A 16,440-nucleotide genomic window follows, 5' to 3' on the forward strand; every position below is an offset into this window, starting at 1 on the left:
GGGCAGTTGCCGGAGCGGGTCCGCCCGCGAAGGGGCCAGCACCGACAGTGTAGAGCTCAGGGAAAACAGATTCTGTCGCCAACCTGGCGTCAGTTGTCGCCAGACTCTCGCCGCAGCGCCAGGGGCGTGCGACCGAACGCCCGGAGCATCGCCGCGCCAAACGCGCTTTGCGAGCTGTAGCCGACCTGCGCGGCGATCTCGCCCATGGGCAGCAGCGTCTGCTCGATCAACCGACGTGCCTTGAGCAGGCGCCGCTGGCGGATGTAGTCCATCGGCGTCATGCCGCACTCCTCGACGAACCGTGCATGCAGCCGGGCAGCGGACAGCCCGGCCAGCCGCGCCAGGTCGGCCACCTGCAACGGGTGGGCGGTGTGGCGTTCGATATGGGCGTCGAAGGCGGCGTAGGGCAGGCGTCTGCTCGGAGCGGGCGTGGCGGCGGCGGTGTTCAGGCTGGCCAGCAAAAGCAGTGCGCCCTGACGACCGATCAGCGGGTCGTCCATGGGGCTGGCGGCGAGCCAGTCCACCAGTTGTTGCTGGCGGCCATCGAGCAGCAGGGCGGCAGGGCGCTCGAGCAGGCGGTGGCTGGCCTCGGCGTGGCCACCCATCTGCTCGTGCAGCCAGGGCTCGCCGGGAATGTCCAGCACCAGGCAGTGGCTGCCGGTGTCGCTGGCGCAGGTGTGATGAAAGCCGGCCGGGACCACGATCAGGCCCTGGCGGTCGATGCGTGCGCCTTGACCCTGCACCTCGAAATCCAGGCGCCCATGCAGGCCGAACACCAGTTGCGGATGTTCGTGGCTGTGGGCGAGCAGCTCGTCGCGGTAGTGGCGCAGGGACAGGATCGGAGCGGCCATGAGGGACATCCTTGGAACAGAGATGCAGTGTATCACCGTGGAAATTGCACCGGCCTTTTCGCGCGCGCCCCGACCTGCCCGCGAAAAGGCTCCATCACTCGTCACAAGACTGCCACCAACCTGTCATCGGTACCTGCCAGTCTCCTGCAAACAGCGCCGGAGGCCGCCCCATGACACACGCCGAATTTGTCCGTCCGTCACGCAAGCAGCGTGTACGCACGCTGTGGATCTCCGATGTGCACCTGGGTACCCGGGATTGCCAGGCCGAGCATCTGTCGCAATTCCTCAAGGGTTACCAGGCCGACCGTATCTACCTGGTCGGCGACATCATCGACGGCTGGAAGCTGCGCAGCGGCGTGTACTGGCCGCAAGCGCACACCAACGTGATCCGGCGGCTGCTGACCATGAGCAAGCGTGGCACCGAGGTGATCTACGTCACCGGCAACCACGACGAATTCCTGCGCCGCTACTCCAAGCTGATCCTGGGCAACATCCAGCTGGTGGACGAGGCCGAGCACCTGACCGCCGATGGCCGGCGGCTGCTGGTGGTGCACGGCGACCAGTTCGACGTGATCACCCGCTATCACCGCTGGCTGGCATTCCTCGGCGACCGCGCCTACGAATTCACCCTGGTGCTCAATCGCTGGCTCAACCACTGGCGCGCCCGCTACGGGTACGGCTACTGGTCGCTGTCGGCGTACCTCAAGCACAAGGTCAAGGGAGCGGTGAACTTCATCAGCGACTTCGAGGATGCCATCGCCCACGAATGCACGCGCCGGGGCTTCCAGGGCGTGGTCTGCGGGCATATCCACCACGCCGAGATCCGCAAGGTGGGGGAGGTGGAGTACCTCAACTGCGGCGACTGGGTCGAGTCGTGCACCGCGCTGATCGAGCACTGGGACGGCCAGATCGAGCTGTACCGGCTGGCCGATGCCCAGGCGCGGCAAGCCGAGCGCCTGGCCACCGCGGGCGAGCCGGTCTAGAACAGGCGCTCAGAGGCTGATCTTGCCCCGCAGGATATCGCGGAACATGGCGAAATCACCGATCAGGCTGTACAGCGGATAGGTAAAGGTCGCCGGTCGGTTCTTCTCGAAAAAGAAGTGCCCGACCCAGGCGAAGCCGTAGCCGGCCAAGGGGATCGCCAGCAGCAACAGCCACTTGCCACTGCCGATGGTGTACGCCAGCAGGGCGATGACCAGGCTGGTGCCGACGAAGTGCAGGCGTCGGCAGGTCGGGTTGGCGTGCTCGCCCAGATAGTAAGGGTAGAACTCGGCAAAACTGCGAAACTGCGCTGTGCTGTTCATGGCTGTGTTCCCGCAGGTGCGTTTTTGTTCAGGATACACGGCGTGGAGCCTGTTTCGAGTCTAGAGTCATTGGGAATGGCGACCAGTGACAATTGGCGCCAATTGAGTATCCTTCGGATTCACCGCAGGAGCGATCAGTATAAGAAGCCTGTCATGAGTGAAAGAACCACATCAGCCAGCTGGGCATCAGGCATCGTCAAGGCACTCGAGCTCGAAGGCCTGGACTGCCCGGCGATGTTCAGGCAACTGGGGCTGGACTTTGCCGCCCTCGACGATCCGGACGCCCGCTTCCCCCAGGATGCCATGACCCGACTCTGGCTGCTGGCTGTCGAGCTGTCGGGCAACGAAGCCATTGGCCTGAACATGGCGCGGGTGGTCAGGCCGGCCTCCTTCCATGTGGTGGGCTATGCGTTGATGTCCAGCCGTACGCTGGCCGAGGGGTTCGAACGGCTGGTGCGCTATCAGCGGATCATCGCCGAAAGCTCCGACCTGAGCTTTCGCCTTGGGCCTGAGGGCTATTCCCTGATTCTCACCGTGCATGGCGATCATCTGCCTCCCACCCGGCACAGCGCCGAAGCCTCGCTGGCCTGTGCGCTGTCGTTGTGCAGCTGGCTCAGCGGGCGTCCGGTACAGCCGCGCCGAGTGCTGATCCAGGGTCCGCAACCAAGGAACGTCGAGCCCTACCGCGTGGCGTTCCGTGCACCGCTGGTGTTCGGTGCACCCCACGATGCGCTGGTACTGGAGCGGGCCGACATGGACGCGCCGCTGCCGACGGCCAATGAAGCCATGGCGATCCTGCATGACCGTTTCGCCGGCGAGTACCTGGCGCGCTTTTCCGAAAGCCGGGTCACCCACCGTGTGCGCCAGACCCTGTGCCGCATCCTGCCCCAGGGCGAACCCAAGCGCGAAACCGTGGCCCAGGCCCTGCACCTGTCGCAGCGCACCCTGCAGCGGCGACTGCAGGAGGAGGGCACCAGTTTCCAGACGCTACTCGACGACACCCGGCGCGAGCTGGCCGAGCAGTATCTGGCGCAACCGGGCATGACCTTGCTGGAAACCGCCTACCTGCTGGGCTTTGCCGACCCGAGCAACTTCTACCGGGCGTTCCGCCGCTGGTTCGACGTCACGCCCAGCGAATACCGCGCACGCCTGGAAGCGCCGTTGGTCAGTGACGCCAGAACGCAGGCATGCACAACACCAGCACCGTGATGATCTCCAGGCGGCCAAGCAGCATGCCGCCAGCCAGGATCCACTTGGCTGCATCCGGCAGGCTGGCGAAGTTGCCGGCCGGGCCGATCACCTCGCCCAGGCCGGGGCCCACGCCGGAAACCGTGCTGGCCGCGCCGGTCAGGGCGGTCATCCAGTCCACGCCCAGCAGCGACAGCAGCAGGGCGATGACGCAGATGGTCACGGCGAAGAAGAACGAGAAGGTCAGGATCGAGCGCACGATCTCTTCGTCGAGGCGATGACCGTTGTACTTCTGCTTGATCACCGCGCGCGGGTGGATCAGCTGGTTGAGGCTGGCCTTGAGCAGGATGTAGGCGACCTGGAAACGGAAGATCTTGATGCCGCCGGCGGTCGAGCCGGAGCAGCCGCCGATGAAGCCCAGGTAGAAGAACAGCATCAGCGAGAAGTTGCCCCACAGGCTGTAGTCGCCCAGGGCGAAACCGGTGGTGGTCACGACCGAGGTGACGTTCAGCGCCACATGGCGCAAGGCGTCGAGCCAGTGCAGGTCGGTGGTGGCCCAGTACCAGGTGCCGAGCACGACCCAGGTGGCCACCAGCAGCCCCAGCAGCCCCTGCACCTGCTGGTCGCGCAGCAACGCCCGGTGGTTGCCACGCAGGGTGGCGACATAGAGGGTGAAGGGCACGCTGCCCAGGATCATCACCACCACCGCCACCCAGTGCACGGCAGGAATGTCCCACTTGGCCAGCGACAGGTCGGAGGTGGAGAAGCCGCCGGTGGAAATCGCCGACATGGCGTGGTTGATCGCATCGAAGGGGCTCATCCCCGCCCACCAGAACGCCAGGCTGCCGAGCACTGTGATGCCGACGTACACCGCGACGATGTACTTGGCCACCATGTGCGAGCGTGGCATGACCTTTTCCGAGCGGTCCGAGGACTCGGTCTGGAACAGGCGCATGCCGCCGATGCGCAGCAGCGGCAGGATCGCCACCGCCATGCCGATGAAGCCGATGCCGCCGAGCCAGTGCAGCATCGAGCGCCACATGAGGATGCCTGGGGACATGTTGTCCAGCCCGCTGAGCACCGTCGAACCGGTGGCGGTGATGCCGGACATGCTCTCGAAGAAGGCGTCGGTGTAGCTGATGTGCTGGGTCAGCAGGAAGGGCAGGGCGGCGAACACGCAGACCACCAGCCAGCTGCTGACGGTCAGCAGGTACATGTCGCGCGGACGCAGGTGGACGTGCTCGGGACGGCCCTGCAGGACCATGGCCAGGCCGGCGATGAAGGTGATCAGGCTCGACCAGAGGAATGACGGCATGTCGCCGGTGCGTTCGAAGATCACCAGGGTCGCCATGGGCACGACCATGCTCACCGCCAGGGTGATCAGGAAGATGCCGATGATGAACGCGATGATCCTTAAGGTCGGCAACGCCATGTGATCTGCTCTGACTCGAAACGGAAAAGGCGCCATTCTACCTGCGGGTCGCGGGATGTAAACGTACGTGCGGCAGGGGGGATGCGCACTTTTGATCGTGATCGCGGACAAGCCGGCCCCACAGGTGCGCGCGGTCCTTTAGAATGGCGGCACATTTCTTCTGCCAGGAGGGTAGCCGATGGAGGCTCTCGACGCATTGCTCAACCGTGTTTCCGTGCCACGCCTGACCGAACCTGCGCCTAATGCCGCCCAGCGCGAGGGGCTGTTCCAGGCTGCGCTGCGTGCCCCGGACCACGGCCAGCTGCGCCCGTGGCGCTTCCTGACCATCGAGGGGCAGGGCCGCGACAAGCTCGGCGAGCTGTTCGCCGAAGCGGTGCAGGCCAAGGGCGACGCCAGCCAGGCCGCGCTCGACAAGGCCCGCGCCATGCCGCTGCGTGCGCCGCTGCTGGTGGTGGTCATCGCGCGCCTGCAGGATCACTTCAAGGTGCCGAAGTCGGAGCAGCGCCTGGCGGCCGGCTGCGCCGCCCACGGTATCCTGATCGCCGCGCATGCCCAGGGGATCGGCGCGGTCTGGCGCACCGGCGACATGGCCTTCGATGCCCATGTCAACAAGGGGCTGGGGCTGGCGGAGAACGAAGAGCTGATCGGCTACCTGTACCTCGGCACGCCGGTCAACGAGCCGCGTACGCCGCCGGTACTGGAAACGGCCGCGTTCGTCAGCGCCTGGGGCGAGTGACCGAGTGGGGCTGGGGGCTGCTGCGCAGCCCTATCGCGCAACAAGCCCCGCTCACAGAGTCATCGCATGGTTGGACGGGCCGGTCAGGCGGATGCCTGGGTCACCGGCAGTTCCAGCCTTGCGACAAAGCCCCCCTGGGGATGATTCTCCAGCACCAGCGCGCCACCGTGACGCTCGGCCGCGCGCCGGGCGATCGCCAGCCCCAGTCCGTGGCCTGGCGCGTCCTGCCCGGGCGCGCGGAAGAACGGCTCGCCCAACTGCTCCAGGTGCTCGGGCGCAACGCCAGGGCCGTGGTCGCGTACGCTCAGCAGCAGTTGCTCCTGCTCGCGAACGGCGCGTATCTCGACTGGCTGCCCTGTCGGGCTGAAGCGCAGCGCATTGCGCACCAGGTTATCCACGGCACGCTCCAGCAAGGTCGGCCAGCCCTGCAGGGTCAGTCCCGGCTCGGCCTCCAGGCGCACCTCCTGCTCCGGCACGCTGAGCTGGGCATCCTTGCGCACGCTGCCGAGCAGGGCGTTGACGTCGACAGGCTCGGCATGCGCCTGTTCGGCATCGACCCGGGCCAGCACCAGGATCTCGCTGATCAGGTCTTCGAGGCGATCGCACTCGCGGGTCAGGCGCGGCCACAGGGCCTGGCGCTGTTCGGGTTCGGCGCGTTCGGCCAAGGCCAGGGCGATGCGCAGGCGCGCCAGCGGCGAGCGCAGCTCGTGGGACACGTCGCGTAGCAGCTGGCGCTGGCTGCCGATCAGGCTCTGCAGGCGGGCGCCCATCTTGTTGAAGTCGTTGGCCAGCACGCCGAACTCGTCGCGCCGCACCGCCAGTCGGGCGAGGCTGTTCTGCTGGTAGCTGGTCTGGCCGAGGTCGTGTACCGCACCGCGCAGGCGGCTGAGCGGGCGGGTGATGGACAGCGTCACCAGCAGGCTGAACAGGGTCAGCACCACCAGCGCGATGCCCAGGGCGCTGAGCGGCCAGATCAGGCTTTCGCGGTGCCAGGCCATCAGCTCCGGGTGCGGAATGCGGTAGATCAGCAGGTAGGTCTCGCCCGTGGTGGGGCTGGTGTATTCCTCGGTCAGGCGGCGCCAGGGCAGGCGGCGCTGATCATTGTGCTGGCGCCGCTCGAAGTCCTCGGCGCGCCGTGGGAAGGTGCCGGGCACCACGGCGTCGCCGCTGTCGTCGAGCACCTGGACGTCGATCTTGTAGCGCTGCTTGCGGCGTTCCAGGAAACGCTGCGAGGCGTCCAGGCCTTCCTGTTCATAGTGCTGTACCCAGCGACTGGCCAGGGTGTTCAGGCCCGGGTGGCGGCTGAGAATCCAGGCGTCCTGGTTGAGCATGTGGCCGAGCAGGATCGACAGCCCGGCGACCAGGGCGATGGCCAGCCAGAAACTGGCCAGGATGCGCCAGAACAATGAACGCAAGACGAGTACCTCCCCACACGGGCCCACACACGAGAAAGGCCCGGCCCGCGAGAGCGCGGGCCGGGCATCGGTCGGACAGCTTACTGGGCCTTGGCGGCTTTTTCAGCTTTCCATGCCTGGAACTGCTGCCATTCGGCCTTGTCGGCGGCGCGCTTGCTCTGCAGTTCGTCGAACTGCTTCTGCTGCTCGGGCTTGAGCAGGGCGCGGATCTGGCCCTGGGTCTTGTCGTGGCTGGCCTTGAGCTCGTCTTTCATGGCTTTCTGGTCGGCAGCCGGCAGCTTGGCCAGGTAGCGTTCGGTGACGTCACGGCGCTGCTTCATCTGCTCGCCCATCAGCTTGCCGATCTGCTGGCGCTGGTCACGGGTCAGGTCGAGCTGGGCGAAAGGCGCGTCACCGCGGTGATGCGGGCCGTCGCCGCGTGGGCCGCCGTCTGGCATGGCCATGGCGACGGTCGGCAGGGCAGCGGCGAACATCAGGGCGATAAGGGTCTTGCGCATGGTGTTTCTCCTTTCTCAAGCCGGTGGTTACCGGATGAGCCCAGTCTAGGGAGATCAAGGTCAAGGGCAGTCAGTGCAGGGTAAAGGCTGGGTAAAGACAGGCTTGGCGCTACACTGTGAGCCGACTTGCCGTGGAGCCCGTCCCGTGACCCTCAGCCTTTCCCTCAAGCAAGCTCGCCGCCTGGCCCTGTCGGCACAAGGTTTCGGCAAGCCCCAGGCACCGACCCTGGCTGCGCTCAGGCGCATGCTGCAACGCCTGGGTGTGGTGCAGATCGATTCGGTCAATGCGCTGGTGCGTTCGCACTACCTGCCGCTGTTTTCACGCCTGGGCGACTATCAGCCCGAACTGCTCGACCAGTTGGCCTGGGGGCGCGGACGGCAGCGCCAGCTGTTCGAGTACTGGGGGCACGAGGCCTCGTTGCTGCCGCTTTCGCTCTATCCCCTGATGCGTTGGCGCATGGCGCGGGCGCAGCAGGGCGAGGGGATCTACCGGCAGCTGGCGCAGTTCGGTCGTGAGCGCCAGGATGTCGTCGCCCGTGTGCTGGCCGCCGTGCGTGACCAGGGAGCGCTGGGTGCTGGCAGCCTGTCGACCCGCCAGGAGCGTGCCGGCCCGTGGTGGGACTGGAGCGAAGAGAAGATGGCCCTGGAATGGCTGTTCGCTGCCGGGCAGGTCACCGTTGCCAGGCGACGGGGTTTCGAACGCCTCTACGACCTGCCGCAGCGGGTGTTGCCAGCTGCGGTCCTCGATCAGGCCGAACTGTCGGAGGCCCAGGCCCAGCAGGGCCTGATGCTGCATGCGGCCACGGCGCTGGGCGTAGCCACCGCCCAGGACCTGCGCGATTATTTCCGGCTCGGCCCTGCACAGGCCCGCGACGCGCTTGCCGCGCTGCTCGCCGAGGGGCACCTGCAGGCCTGCACGGTCGAGGGCTGGAAGCAGCCTGCCTACTGCGTCGGCACTCCTCGCATTCCCCGGCGGGTGGAGGCCAGCGCCTTGCTCTCGCCGTTCGATTCGCTGGTCTGGGAGCGGGCACGTACCGAGCGACTGTTCGACTTCCGCTATCGCCTGGAAATCTACACCCCGGCGCACAAACGGGTGTATGGCTACTACGTGCTGCCGTTCCTGCACGACGGGCGCATCGCAGCCCGCCTGGACCTGCGCGCCGAGCGTGCGCGCAGCGAGCTGGCGGTGCATGCCGTGCATGAGGAGCCGCAGGGGCTGGACGAGCAGGGCTTCCAGGCCCTGGCCCGCAGCCTGGAACGGCTGGCGGGCTGGTTGGGCCTTGAGCGGGTGCGCCTGGATTGTGCGCGCGAGTCGACCGGGCCTCTGCGTCAGGCCCTCAGCGACGCACCTGCTTGAGGGTTTCGGCGATCAGGAAGGCCAGTTCCAGCGACTGATCGGCATTCATGCGCGGGTCGCAGTGGGTGTGGTAGCGGTCCGACAGGCCATCTTCGGTGATGGGACGGGCGCCACCGATGCATTCGGTGACGTTCTGTCCAGTCATCTCGATGTGGATGCCACCGGCGTGGCTGCCTTCGGCCTGGTGCACCTGGAAGAACTGCCGCACTTCGTCGAGGATCTGCGCGAAGTCGCGGGTCTTGTAGCCGCTGCTGGCCTTGATGGTGTTGCCGTGCATCGGGTCGGAGCTCCACAGCACCTGGCGCCCCTCGCGCTCGACGGTGCGAATCAGCCCGGGCAGGTGGTCGCCGACCTTGTTTGCGCCCATGCGCACGATCAGGTTGAGGCGGCCGGGGTCGTTGTCCGGGTTGAGCACATCGATCAGGCGGATCAGCTCTTCGGTGTTCATGCTCGGGCCGACCTTGACCCCGATCGGGTTGTGCACGCCGCGCAGGAACTCGACGTGGGCGCCGTCGAGCTGGCGGGTACGGTCGCCGATCCACAGCATGTGCGCCGAGCAGTCGTAGTAGTCGCCGCTCAGGCTGTCGCGGCGCACGAAGGCCTCTTCATAATTGAGCAGCAGCGCCTCGTGGGCGGTGAAGAAGCTGGTCTCGCGCAGTTGCGGCGCGCTGTCCAGGCCACAGGCACGCATGAAGGCCAGGGTTTCGTCGATGCGGTTGGCGAGCTGATGGTATTTGTCGGCCAGCGCCGAGTTGGCGATGAAGTCCAGGTTCCACTTGTGCACCTGGTGCAGGTCGGCGAAACCACCCTGGGCGAAGGCGCGCAGCAGGTTGAGGCTGGCGGTGGACTGGTGGTAGGCCTGCAGCAGGCGCTCGGGGTCGGGTACGCGGCTGGCCTGGTCGAAGCCGATGCCGTTGACGATATCGCCACGGTAGGCCGGCAGCGTGACCTGGCCGATGGTTTCGTCGTTGGCCGAGCGCGGCTTGGCGAACTGCCCGGCCATGCGCCCGACCTTCACCACCGGGCAGCCGGCGGCGAAGGTCATGACGATGGCCATCTGCAGCAGCACCTTGAAGGTGTCGCGGATCTTCGCGGCGGAGAATTCGGCGAAGCTTTCGGCGCAGTCGCCGCCCTGCAGCAGGAAGGCGCGGCCCTGGGTGACCTCGGCGAACTGGCGGCGCAACTCGCGGGCTTCACCGGCGAACACCAGCGGCGGGTAGCTGGCCAGGGTCTGCTCGACCTTCAGCAGGTGCGCGGCGTCGGGGTAGGTCGGTTGCTGCTGGATCGGCAGGGCGCGCCAGCTGTCAGGGGTCCAGGGTTGGTTCATCACGGGCTCGATGTGGTCGGTTCAGGCGTATCGGTCATGGTATCAGGTGCCGGCCTGCTTGTTGCACCGCAGGCATTGGCGGACAATGCCGGTTTTTGTGCGGGCAGGTGGCAGGCGATGGCGACGGAGCGGGAAGAACGGCTGCTGGCCCGGGTGGAGGATGCCTACGGCATCATCAGTGTGTACGAGGTCGAGGATTACCGTTTTCTCGAGTTCGGCGACGCCATCGAGCAGAGCTGCACCTTCACCGCCGATCCCAGCTGGCTGGAGTACGACTACACCCGCGCCATGCTGGTCGGTGCACTGTGCCATCCGCAGCCGGAGAGCGCCCTGTTCCTTGGCCTCGGTGCGGGCACCCTGACCCAGGCCTGCCTGAAGTTCCTGGCGCTGGAGGATGTCGAGGCCATCGAGCTGCGCCCGGATGTGCCGCGCCTGGCCATGGAATACATGGGGCTGGACGACGACCCGCGCCTGTACGTGCGCATCGGCGATGCGCTGGAGCTGCTGCCCACGGCGGAGAAGGCCGACCTGATCTTCGTCGACCTCTACACCGATCATGGCCCGGGTGTCGGGCACCTGGCGTGGAAGTTCCTGGAGCAGTGCCAGCAGCAGCTCAACCCGGACGGCTGGCTGGTGATCAACCAGTGGGCCGGCGACGACGGCCGGCCGTTGGGCGCGGCGCTGCTGCGCGGGTTGTACCACCGCCACTACTGGGAGCTGCCGGTGAAGGAGGGCAATGTGATCCTGCTGGTGCCCGCCGACCTGGATCAGGAGCTGGACCTGGACGGTTTGCTGGCGCGGGCCGAGGCGCTGGCGCCGCGGCTGGGGTATTCGCTGGACTACCTGATCAAGGCGGTTCGGGCGGCGAGCTGATCCGGCGTCGGTGGTGCTGTCATTCGCGGGCAAGCCCGCTCCTGCAAATGTGTAGCGCGGAGCAAAAGGGAATCGATTCAGCAAGCTGCTGGATGATGGCCTGATGCCTGGCAACATTTCAGAAAAAAATCTCACGGTGCAAGGCGAATTCGTATATAGTACGCGCCGGTCTTTTAGCGGACCTCAAAATCAGGTGGTGCAAATCCTCCGAGTCCAGCTTCGGCTGCGCGTCCGCTAGGCGGACCTTTCCCACGTATTCTTTTTCAATCGTTTTCGCAAATCCCCGCCGCCAAAGCTGCCTGGGTGACCTTCGGGTCTTTCAAGGCATGTGCAGCTTTGGAGCATGGGTCTTTGCGGATGCACATAGAGGCAGACCCATGACCCAGGAAACCGGCGGATTCGCCGCTCTCGATCTTCATCCGAACATCGTTGCCGCCGTTCTGGCCACCGGCTATGAAGAGCCGTCGGCCATCCAGCAACAGTCGATCCCGATCATCCTCGCCGGTCATGACATGATCGGCCAGGCGCAGACTGGCACCGGCAAGACCGCTGCCTTCGCCCTGCCGATCCTCAACAAGATCGACGTGAGCAAGCGCGAACCGCAAGCCCTGATCCTGGCGCCAACCCGTGAGTTGGCGCTGCAAGTAGCCACCGCTTTCGAAACCTACGCCAAGCAGATGCCGGGCGTTAACGTGGTGGCCGTGTACGGCGGTGCCCCGATGGGCCCGCAACTGCGCGCCATCCGTAACGGCGCGCAGATCGTCGTCGCCACCCCGGGTCGCCTGTGCGACCACCTGCGTCGTGACGAGAAGGTGCTGTCCACCGTTCAGTACCTGGTACTCGACGAAGCCGACGAAATGCTCAAGCTGGGCTTCATGGACGACCTCGAAGTGATCTTCGATGCCATCCCTGCCACCCGCCAGACCGTACTGTTCTCCGCAACCCTGCCGTCGTCGATCCGTTCGATCGCCGAGCGTCACCTGCGCGAGCCCAAGCACGTCAAGATCCAGAGCAAGACCCAGACCGTCACCGCGATCGACCAGGCCCACCTGATGGTCCACGCCGACCAGAAGATCCCGGCCGTGCTGCGTCTGCTGGAAGTCGAGGAATTCGACGCGCTGATCGCCTTCGTGCGTACCAAGCAAGCCACCCTGGACCTGGCCGCTGCGCTGGAAGCCAAGGGCTACAAGGCTGCCGCGCTGAACGGCGACATCGCCCAGAACCAGCGTGAGCGCGTCATCGACTCGCTCAAGGACGGTCGCCTGGACATCGTCGTCGCCACCGACGTCGCTGCCCGTGGCCTGGACGTACCGCGCATCACCCACGTGTTCAACGTGGACATGCCGTACGATCCGGAGTCCTACGTACACCGTATCGGCCGTACCGGTCGTGCCGGTCGCGATGGCCGCGCCCTGCTGCTGGTGACTCCGCGCGAGCGCCGCATGCTGCAGGTGATCGAGCGTGTCACCGGGCAGAAGGTTGCCGAAGCCCGCCTGCCAGGCCCACAGGCCGTGCTGGACGCGCGCATCAAGAAACTGACCGCAAGCCTCGCGCCGCTGGTGGCCGAAGCCGAAGCGACCCACGGCGAGCTATTCGACCGCCTGACCGCCGACCTCGGCTGCTCGGCCCGCGCCCTGTCCGCGGCCCTGCTGCGCAAGGCCACCAACGGTCAGTCGCTGGACCTGGCTGCCGTCGAGCGCGAGCAGCCGCTGGTGCCGACCTACACGCCGCGTGAGCGTACCGGCGAGCGCAGCGACCGTGGTGAGCGCAGCGAGCGCGGTGACCGCGAACGCCGTGCGCCGATGCCGCTGGCCGAAGGCCGCGTGCGTTGCCGTACTGCCCTGGGTGCCCGTGACGGTATCGCCGCCAAGAACCTGCTGGGTGCGATCCTCAACGAAGGCGGCCTGGCCCGCGATGCTATCGGTCGCATCCAGGTGCGCGACAGCTTCAGCCTGGTCGAGCTGCCGGAAGAGGGGCTGGAGCGTCTGCTGTCCAAGCTCAAGGATACTCGTGTGGCGGGCAAGCAGCTGAAGCTGCGTCGTTATCGCGAGGACTGAGTCCTTGTTGCAATGAAAAATCCCCGGCTTGCCGGGGATTTTTTGTTTGCGGGGGGATGATCCGTTGGAGGTTTGCGCAAGCTTGAGCGTGGTGCTTGATAGAGGCTTCGATTCTTTATTTCTGTGTTCGCGGCCTGGTCGGATAAGGGCTGTTGCTGTTGCTGTTGCTGTTGCTGTTGCTGTTGCTCTGGCTTCTGAGTGCGCGCTGGATCAGACACCACAAGGTGCGACCTCAGAAGGCCGAGCAGAGGTGCCTGTAGGGCCAGGCGCGCAGCGCCCTTCGGCGTAGCCGAAGTCGCCAGGCGAAGTGTTTGCGCAGCAAACCGTAGCGGCGATGGGCCCGGAAGGCGCCGGCGCGAGGGGACCCCGGAGCGTAGCGTAGGGGCCGTATGTGGGAGCGAGGCGGTTTTGGTTACTTTGCCCGCGAGCAAAGTGACTCGCTGTAAAAGCGAAAAGGTGATTGGGCGTCACACTGGCAAATGGATATGCACACGGCTTTCGCATCATCGCTCTTTTTTAGCCGCTTTGAGGCGAGGTGCATGGCTGCATGAATGGAGTGAATATCCGTTTGCCAGGGTGAGGCTCAATCACCTTTTCGCTTTTACAGCGAGTCACTTTTTGGCAAACGCCCCAAAAAGTAACCAAAAAGGGCTGGCTCCCACATACGGCCCTCCGCTTCGCTCCGGGTCCCCTCGCTCCGGCGTCTTACGGGCCCATCGCCGCTACGGTTTGCTGCGCAAACACTTCGCCTGGCGACTTCGGCTGACGCCGAAGGGCGCTGACGCGCCTGGCCCTCCAGACGCCTACGCTCGGCCTCCTGAGGTCGCGATTTGTGGCGCCTGAGATATCGTGCGCTTAGAAGCAAGATCAAGATCAAGATCAAGATCAAGATCACGGCGTTTTTCAAGGTAGTTGTCGCGTCAACCATCCAACTATGCGGCTTGCTTCACGTGCTGTTGTTCCCGATCAGGGTTCAGAAGCACGGTACCAATTGGCTCCCAGTTGCGAGTGCGTCCTGACCATCGCTCCGGATTCCTATTTCGAGCGCGCTCATAGAGTTCGTGGCGCAGGGCAAGGATTTGCCTGTCCTGGCCTCGATGACGCTCTGCTGGCGTGACGAAGCGGATTCGGCTGTGTCGGTGTTCGTGGTTGTACCAACGGATAAAATCACGCACCCAGCATCGTGCAGCATCCAAGGTCTCGAAGCCCTTGGTCGGCCATTGCGGGCAGTACTTCAGTGTTCTGAAAAGTGCCTCCGAGTATGGATTGTCATTACTGACACGCGGCCTGCCGCGGGACGGTGTTATGCCCAGCTCGTACATCTTGCTCAGCAAAGTGGCCGATTTCATCGGCGTGCCGTTGTCCGAGTGCAACACCAACGGCTCTCTCAAGCACTGTTCGCTGATTACACTTCTCTGCAGCAACACTGCAGCTTTGGCGCCGTCTTCGTTCTCGTGTACCTCCCAGCCCACAGTCTTGCGGCTGTAGATGTCTTCGATCAGGTACAGGTAGTAATACTTTCCACGCACCGAAGATGGCAAGTATGTGATGTCCCACGACCACACCCGGTTAGGTGCGCGGGCAGCATGCGTTGTCGGCTCGGCATGACGCCCAGGGCGCTGAGCGCGCCCTCGGCGTTCTCGCTGTCCAGCAGCCCGAAGCACCCGGTAGAAGGTCGACTCCGAGCCTATGTAGAGCTGCTTGTCGGCCAGCCTCGGCACGATCTGGCTAGGTGGCAAGTGAGCATACTCAGCGCTGTTGCACAGGTTGAGAATCGCTTGTCGCTCGTGCTCGCTCAGCGCGTTTGGTGGGGTTGCGCGAACTGTAGTTGTGCGTGCATCAGCCGCCACTTCTTCCGTTTGAGTCCAGCGCTGCAACGTTCGGAGCGTCAAGCCAACTTCCTGACATGCCGTCAATTTCCGAGCTCCGGAATTAATCGCCTCAGTCAACCAAGTCACCAGCAGTTGCCGTTCCGGCAAAGCAGTCAATTGTCCTCGTCGTCTACTCCCCAGTAGTCGTTGAGCTTTTTTCGCAGCACCAGTAACGCGGCTGTTTCAGCCAGCGCCTTATCCTTGCGGCGCAGCTCGCGCTCGAGCTGTTTAATACGTTTCTGATCCTGACGGGCCTGCTCCCGATCAACCTTGGGCTGCGCTTTTGGAGGGGCCATCCCACTCAGGAACGCTTGCCGCCAGGCAGCAATCTGCTCCGGATACAAGCCTTTGCGACGGCAGTATTCACCCACCTCGATCTCGGACAAGCTGGCACATTCAGCCACAGCTGCGAATCTCATTTCTGCCGACCAGCTCTCGGTCGGGTGTTTGGGATCGGTCACCACCACACATCCTTCGGCACTGGCTCGTTTGCGCCAGGTATACAGCGACATTTCAGTAACGCCCTCACGCCTAGCGACTTCGGCCATCGTCAGGTTGAGTGGAGGACCCAGCATCTTGAGCAGTTCGGCTTTGCGCTCAGAGGAATAGTACGGCATAACGGCTCTCTTTCAGCCCCCGGGGTCTGGTTTCAGGTAAATCTGGCGAGGCGACAACTATCCTGACACCGGGGGATCAAGATCAAGATCAAGGGCGAGGGCGAGGGCGAGGGCGAGGGCGAGGGTGGGGCAGCTCAATCGAAGCTGTAGATGTCCATTCCCAGTGCACCCATCGTGAATCCTTGATGCACAATTCCAAAGCGCTCTCCTGCGCCCAGGGCGAAGAACAAAGGTAGCAGGTGCTCGTCGCTGGGGTGGTTGCGTACTGCATGAGGTGCCTGCTGCCGGTAGTCCAGCAGCGCAGCGGTGTCGTCTGCCTCCAGGCGCTCCACCACCCAGTCGCGGAACGCACCCGCCCAAGGTTCTATCGCTTCCGGGCCGGCGTGCCAGTCCAACTCGCCGAGGTTGTGGGTGATGCTGCCTGAGCCGATCAGCAGGATGCCCTGGGCGCGCAGGCTGGCCAATGCCTTGCCGACCTTGAGCTGCAGGGCCGGGCCCTGGCGGCTGGGCAGCGAGACCTGGATCACCGGGATGGCGGCATCCGGATACATCAGCGACAGTGGCACCCAGCTGCCGTGGTCGAACGGACGTTGTGCGTCAAGCTGGGCGGGCAGCCCGGCGTCATCGAGCAGGGCGACCACCTCACGCGCCAGTCCAGGCGCGCCAGGTGCCGGATACTGCACGGCATACAGGGCGGCGGGAAAACCTCCGAAGTCGTGCCAGGTCTGTGGCTGGGCGCCACTCATCACCAGCAGTTCCCGGCTTTCCCAGTGCGCGGATACCACCACGATCGCCTTCGGCCGCGGCAGGCTTGCCGCCAGGCGGGATAACGCCGGGCCGCTGGCGCCGGGTTGCAGGGCGAGCATGGGGGAACCATGGGAAATGAACAGGCTGGGCAGCATGGCGAGATCCTGA

The 16,440-nt window shown here is 65.0% G+C and carries 14 protein-coding genes; 6 read left to right on the forward strand and 8 right to left on the reverse strand.

The genetic code is table 11. From position 1 onward, the window contains the following. Positions 1–89 precede the first annotated feature (89 nt). Positions 90–860: a helix-turn-helix transcriptional regulator gene (locus AC1TXO_RS08090; RefSeq protein ID WP_486405830.1), complete on the reverse strand. Its 771-nt coding sequence runs from the start codon at positions 858–860 to the stop codon at positions 90–92. A 161-nt stretch (positions 861–1,021) separates the two neighbouring features. Here AC1TXO_RS08090 and AC1TXO_RS08095 point away from each other — a divergent pair, with 161 nt between their 5' ends. Beyond that, the gene (locus AC1TXO_RS08095) at positions 1,022–1,834 is read left to right on the forward strand and encodes a UDP-2,3-diacylglucosamine diphosphatase (RefSeq protein ID WP_486405831.1); all 813 of its coding nucleotides are present in this window, start codon (positions 1,022–1,024) and stop codon (positions 1,832–1,834) included. A 9-nt stretch (positions 1,835–1,843) separates the two neighbouring features. Here AC1TXO_RS08095 and AC1TXO_RS08100 read toward each other — a convergent pair whose 3' ends face one another. Then, positions 1,844–2,155: an Mpo1-like protein gene (locus AC1TXO_RS08100; protein WP_486405832.1), complete on the reverse strand. Its 312-nt coding sequence runs from the start codon at positions 2,153–2,155 to the stop codon at positions 1,844–1,846. A 153-nt stretch (positions 2,156–2,308) separates the two neighbouring features. On the opposite strand from AC1TXO_RS08100, the gene AC1TXO_RS08105 reads away from it, so the two are divergent. Then, a complete protein-coding gene (locus tag AC1TXO_RS08105; RefSeq protein ID WP_486405833.1) occupies positions 2,309–3,364 on the forward strand; it encodes an AraC family transcriptional regulator in 1,056 nt (351 codons plus the stop codon). Here the strand turns inward: AC1TXO_RS08105 and AC1TXO_RS08110 are convergent. Continuing rightward, positions 3,321–4,775, reverse strand: a complete 1,455-nt coding sequence (locus tag AC1TXO_RS08110) for a TrkH family potassium uptake protein (RefSeq protein ID WP_486405834.1) — start codon at positions 4,773–4,775, stop codon at positions 3,321–3,323. The two genes, AC1TXO_RS08105 and AC1TXO_RS08110, sit on opposite strands and share 44 nt — an antisense overlap. 178 nt (positions 4,776–4,953) lie before the next feature. Between AC1TXO_RS08110 and AC1TXO_RS08115 the strand changes: the two genes are divergently transcribed. Next, the gene (locus AC1TXO_RS08115) at positions 4,954–5,511 is read left to right on the forward strand and encodes an NAD(P)H nitroreductase (RefSeq protein ID WP_486405835.1); all 558 of its coding nucleotides are present in this window, start codon (positions 4,954–4,956) and stop codon (positions 5,509–5,511) included. Positions 5,512–5,594: 83 nt separating this feature from the next. Here the strand turns inward: AC1TXO_RS08115 and AC1TXO_RS08120 are convergent, their stop codons facing one another. Continuing rightward, the gene (locus AC1TXO_RS08120) at positions 5,595–6,926 is read right to left on the reverse strand and encodes a sensor histidine kinase (protein ID WP_486405836.1); all 1,332 of its coding nucleotides are present in this window, start codon (positions 6,924–6,926) and stop codon (positions 5,595–5,597) included. 80 nt (positions 6,927–7,006) lie between these two features. Next, complete coding sequence (locus AC1TXO_RS08125; RefSeq protein WP_486405837.1) at positions 7,007–7,423, reverse strand: Spy/CpxP family protein refolding chaperone; 417 nt, start codon at positions 7,421–7,423, stop codon at positions 7,007–7,009. Between the two features lie 145 nt (positions 7,424–7,568). Here AC1TXO_RS08125 and AC1TXO_RS08130 point away from each other — a divergent pair, with 145 nt between their 5' ends. Beyond that, on the forward strand, positions 7,569–8,780 hold the full coding sequence (locus tag AC1TXO_RS08130; RefSeq protein WP_486405838.1) for a winged helix-turn-helix domain-containing protein: 1,212 nt from the start codon (positions 7,569–7,571) through the stop codon (positions 8,778–8,780). Here AC1TXO_RS08130 and AC1TXO_RS08135 read toward each other — a convergent pair. Next, positions 8,761–10,107, reverse strand: a complete 1,347-nt coding sequence (locus tag AC1TXO_RS08135; protein WP_486405839.1) for a class II 3-deoxy-7-phosphoheptulonate synthase — start codon at positions 10,105–10,107, stop codon at positions 8,761–8,763. The genes AC1TXO_RS08130 and AC1TXO_RS08135 overlap by 20 nt on opposite strands. 117 nt (positions 10,108–10,224) lie before the next feature. Here AC1TXO_RS08135 and AC1TXO_RS08140 point away from each other — a divergent pair, with 117 nt between their 5' ends. Together AC1TXO_RS08140 and AC1TXO_RS08145 are read left to right on the forward strand one after the other, a co-directional pair. Continuing rightward, positions 10,225–10,980 carry a spermidine synthase gene (locus AC1TXO_RS08140; RefSeq protein ID WP_486405840.1) on the forward strand — a complete coding sequence of 252 codons (756 nt, stop codon included), beginning with the start codon at positions 10,225–10,227 and terminating at the stop codon, positions 10,978–10,980. 377 nt (positions 10,981–11,357) lie between these two features. Beyond that, complete coding sequence (locus AC1TXO_RS08145) at positions 11,358–13,037, forward strand: DEAD/DEAH box helicase (RefSeq protein ID WP_486405841.1); 1,680 nt, start codon at positions 11,358–11,360, stop codon at positions 13,035–13,037. A 932-nt stretch (positions 13,038–13,969) separates the two neighbouring features. Here the strand turns inward: AC1TXO_RS08145 and AC1TXO_RS08150 are convergent. Both AC1TXO_RS08150 and AC1TXO_RS08155 read right to left on the reverse strand, forming a co-directional pair. Next, positions 13,970–15,525 (reverse strand): IS3 family transposase gene (locus AC1TXO_RS08150; protein ID WP_486402409.1). Its coding sequence is split into 2 segments (ribosomal slippage): positions 13,970–15,060 and positions 15,060–15,525, totalling 1,557 coding nucleotides; the frame shifts between segments, so codons are not numbered across the junction. A gap of 134 nt (positions 15,526–15,659) precedes the next feature. Further along, positions 15,660–16,427 (reverse strand): DODA-type extradiol aromatic ring-opening family dioxygenase, encoded by a 768-nt coding sequence (locus AC1TXO_RS08155; RefSeq protein ID WP_486405842.1) that lies wholly within the window; start codon positions 16,425–16,427, stop codon positions 15,660–15,662. Between the last annotated feature and the right edge of the window lie 13 nt (positions 16,428–16,440).

The sequence above is a fragment of the Pseudomonas sp. FA117 genome (assembly GCF_057370475.1).

Excerpts from the sequence above, each read along its gene's own strand:
- AC1TXO_RS08155 (WP_486405842.1), bottom strand. The coding sequence starts at position 16,427 with ATGCTGCCCAGCCTGTTCATTTCCCATGGTTCCCCCATGCTCGCCCTG.
- AC1TXO_RS08140 (WP_486405840.1), top strand. The coding sequence starts at position 10,225 with ATGGCGACGGAGCGGGAAGAACGGCTGCTGGCCCGGGTGGAGGATGCC.
- AC1TXO_RS08105 (WP_486405833.1), top strand. The coding sequence starts at position 2,309 with ATGAGTGAAAGAACCACATCAGCCAGCTGGGCATCAGGCATCGTCAAG.
- AC1TXO_RS08090 (WP_486405830.1), bottom strand. The coding sequence starts at position 860 with ATGTCCCTCATGGCCGCTCCGATCCTGTCCCTGCGCCACTACCGCGAC.
- AC1TXO_RS08135 (WP_486405839.1), bottom strand. The coding sequence starts at position 10,107 with ATGAACCAACCCTGGACCCCTGACAGCTGGCGCGCCCTGCCGATCCAG.
- AC1TXO_RS08145 (WP_486405841.1), top strand. The coding sequence starts at position 11,358 with ATGACCCAGGAAACCGGCGGATTCGCCGCTCTCGATCTTCATCCGAAC.
- AC1TXO_RS08100 (WP_486405832.1), bottom strand. The coding sequence starts at position 2,155 with ATGAACAGCACAGCGCAGTTTCGCAGTTTTGCCGAGTTCTACCCTTAC.
- AC1TXO_RS08125 (WP_486405837.1), bottom strand. The coding sequence starts at position 7,423 with ATGCGCAAGACCCTTATCGCCCTGATGTTCGCCGCTGCCCTGCCGACC.
- AC1TXO_RS08095 (WP_486405831.1), top strand. The coding sequence starts at position 1,022 with ATGACACACGCCGAATTTGTCCGTCCGTCACGCAAGCAGCGTGTACGC.
- AC1TXO_RS08110 (WP_486405834.1), bottom strand. The coding sequence starts at position 4,775 with ATGGCGTTGCCGACCTTAAGGATCATCGCGTTCATCATCGGCATCTTC.
- AC1TXO_RS08115 (WP_486405835.1), top strand. The coding sequence starts at position 4,954 with ATGGAGGCTCTCGACGCATTGCTCAACCGTGTTTCCGTGCCACGCCTG.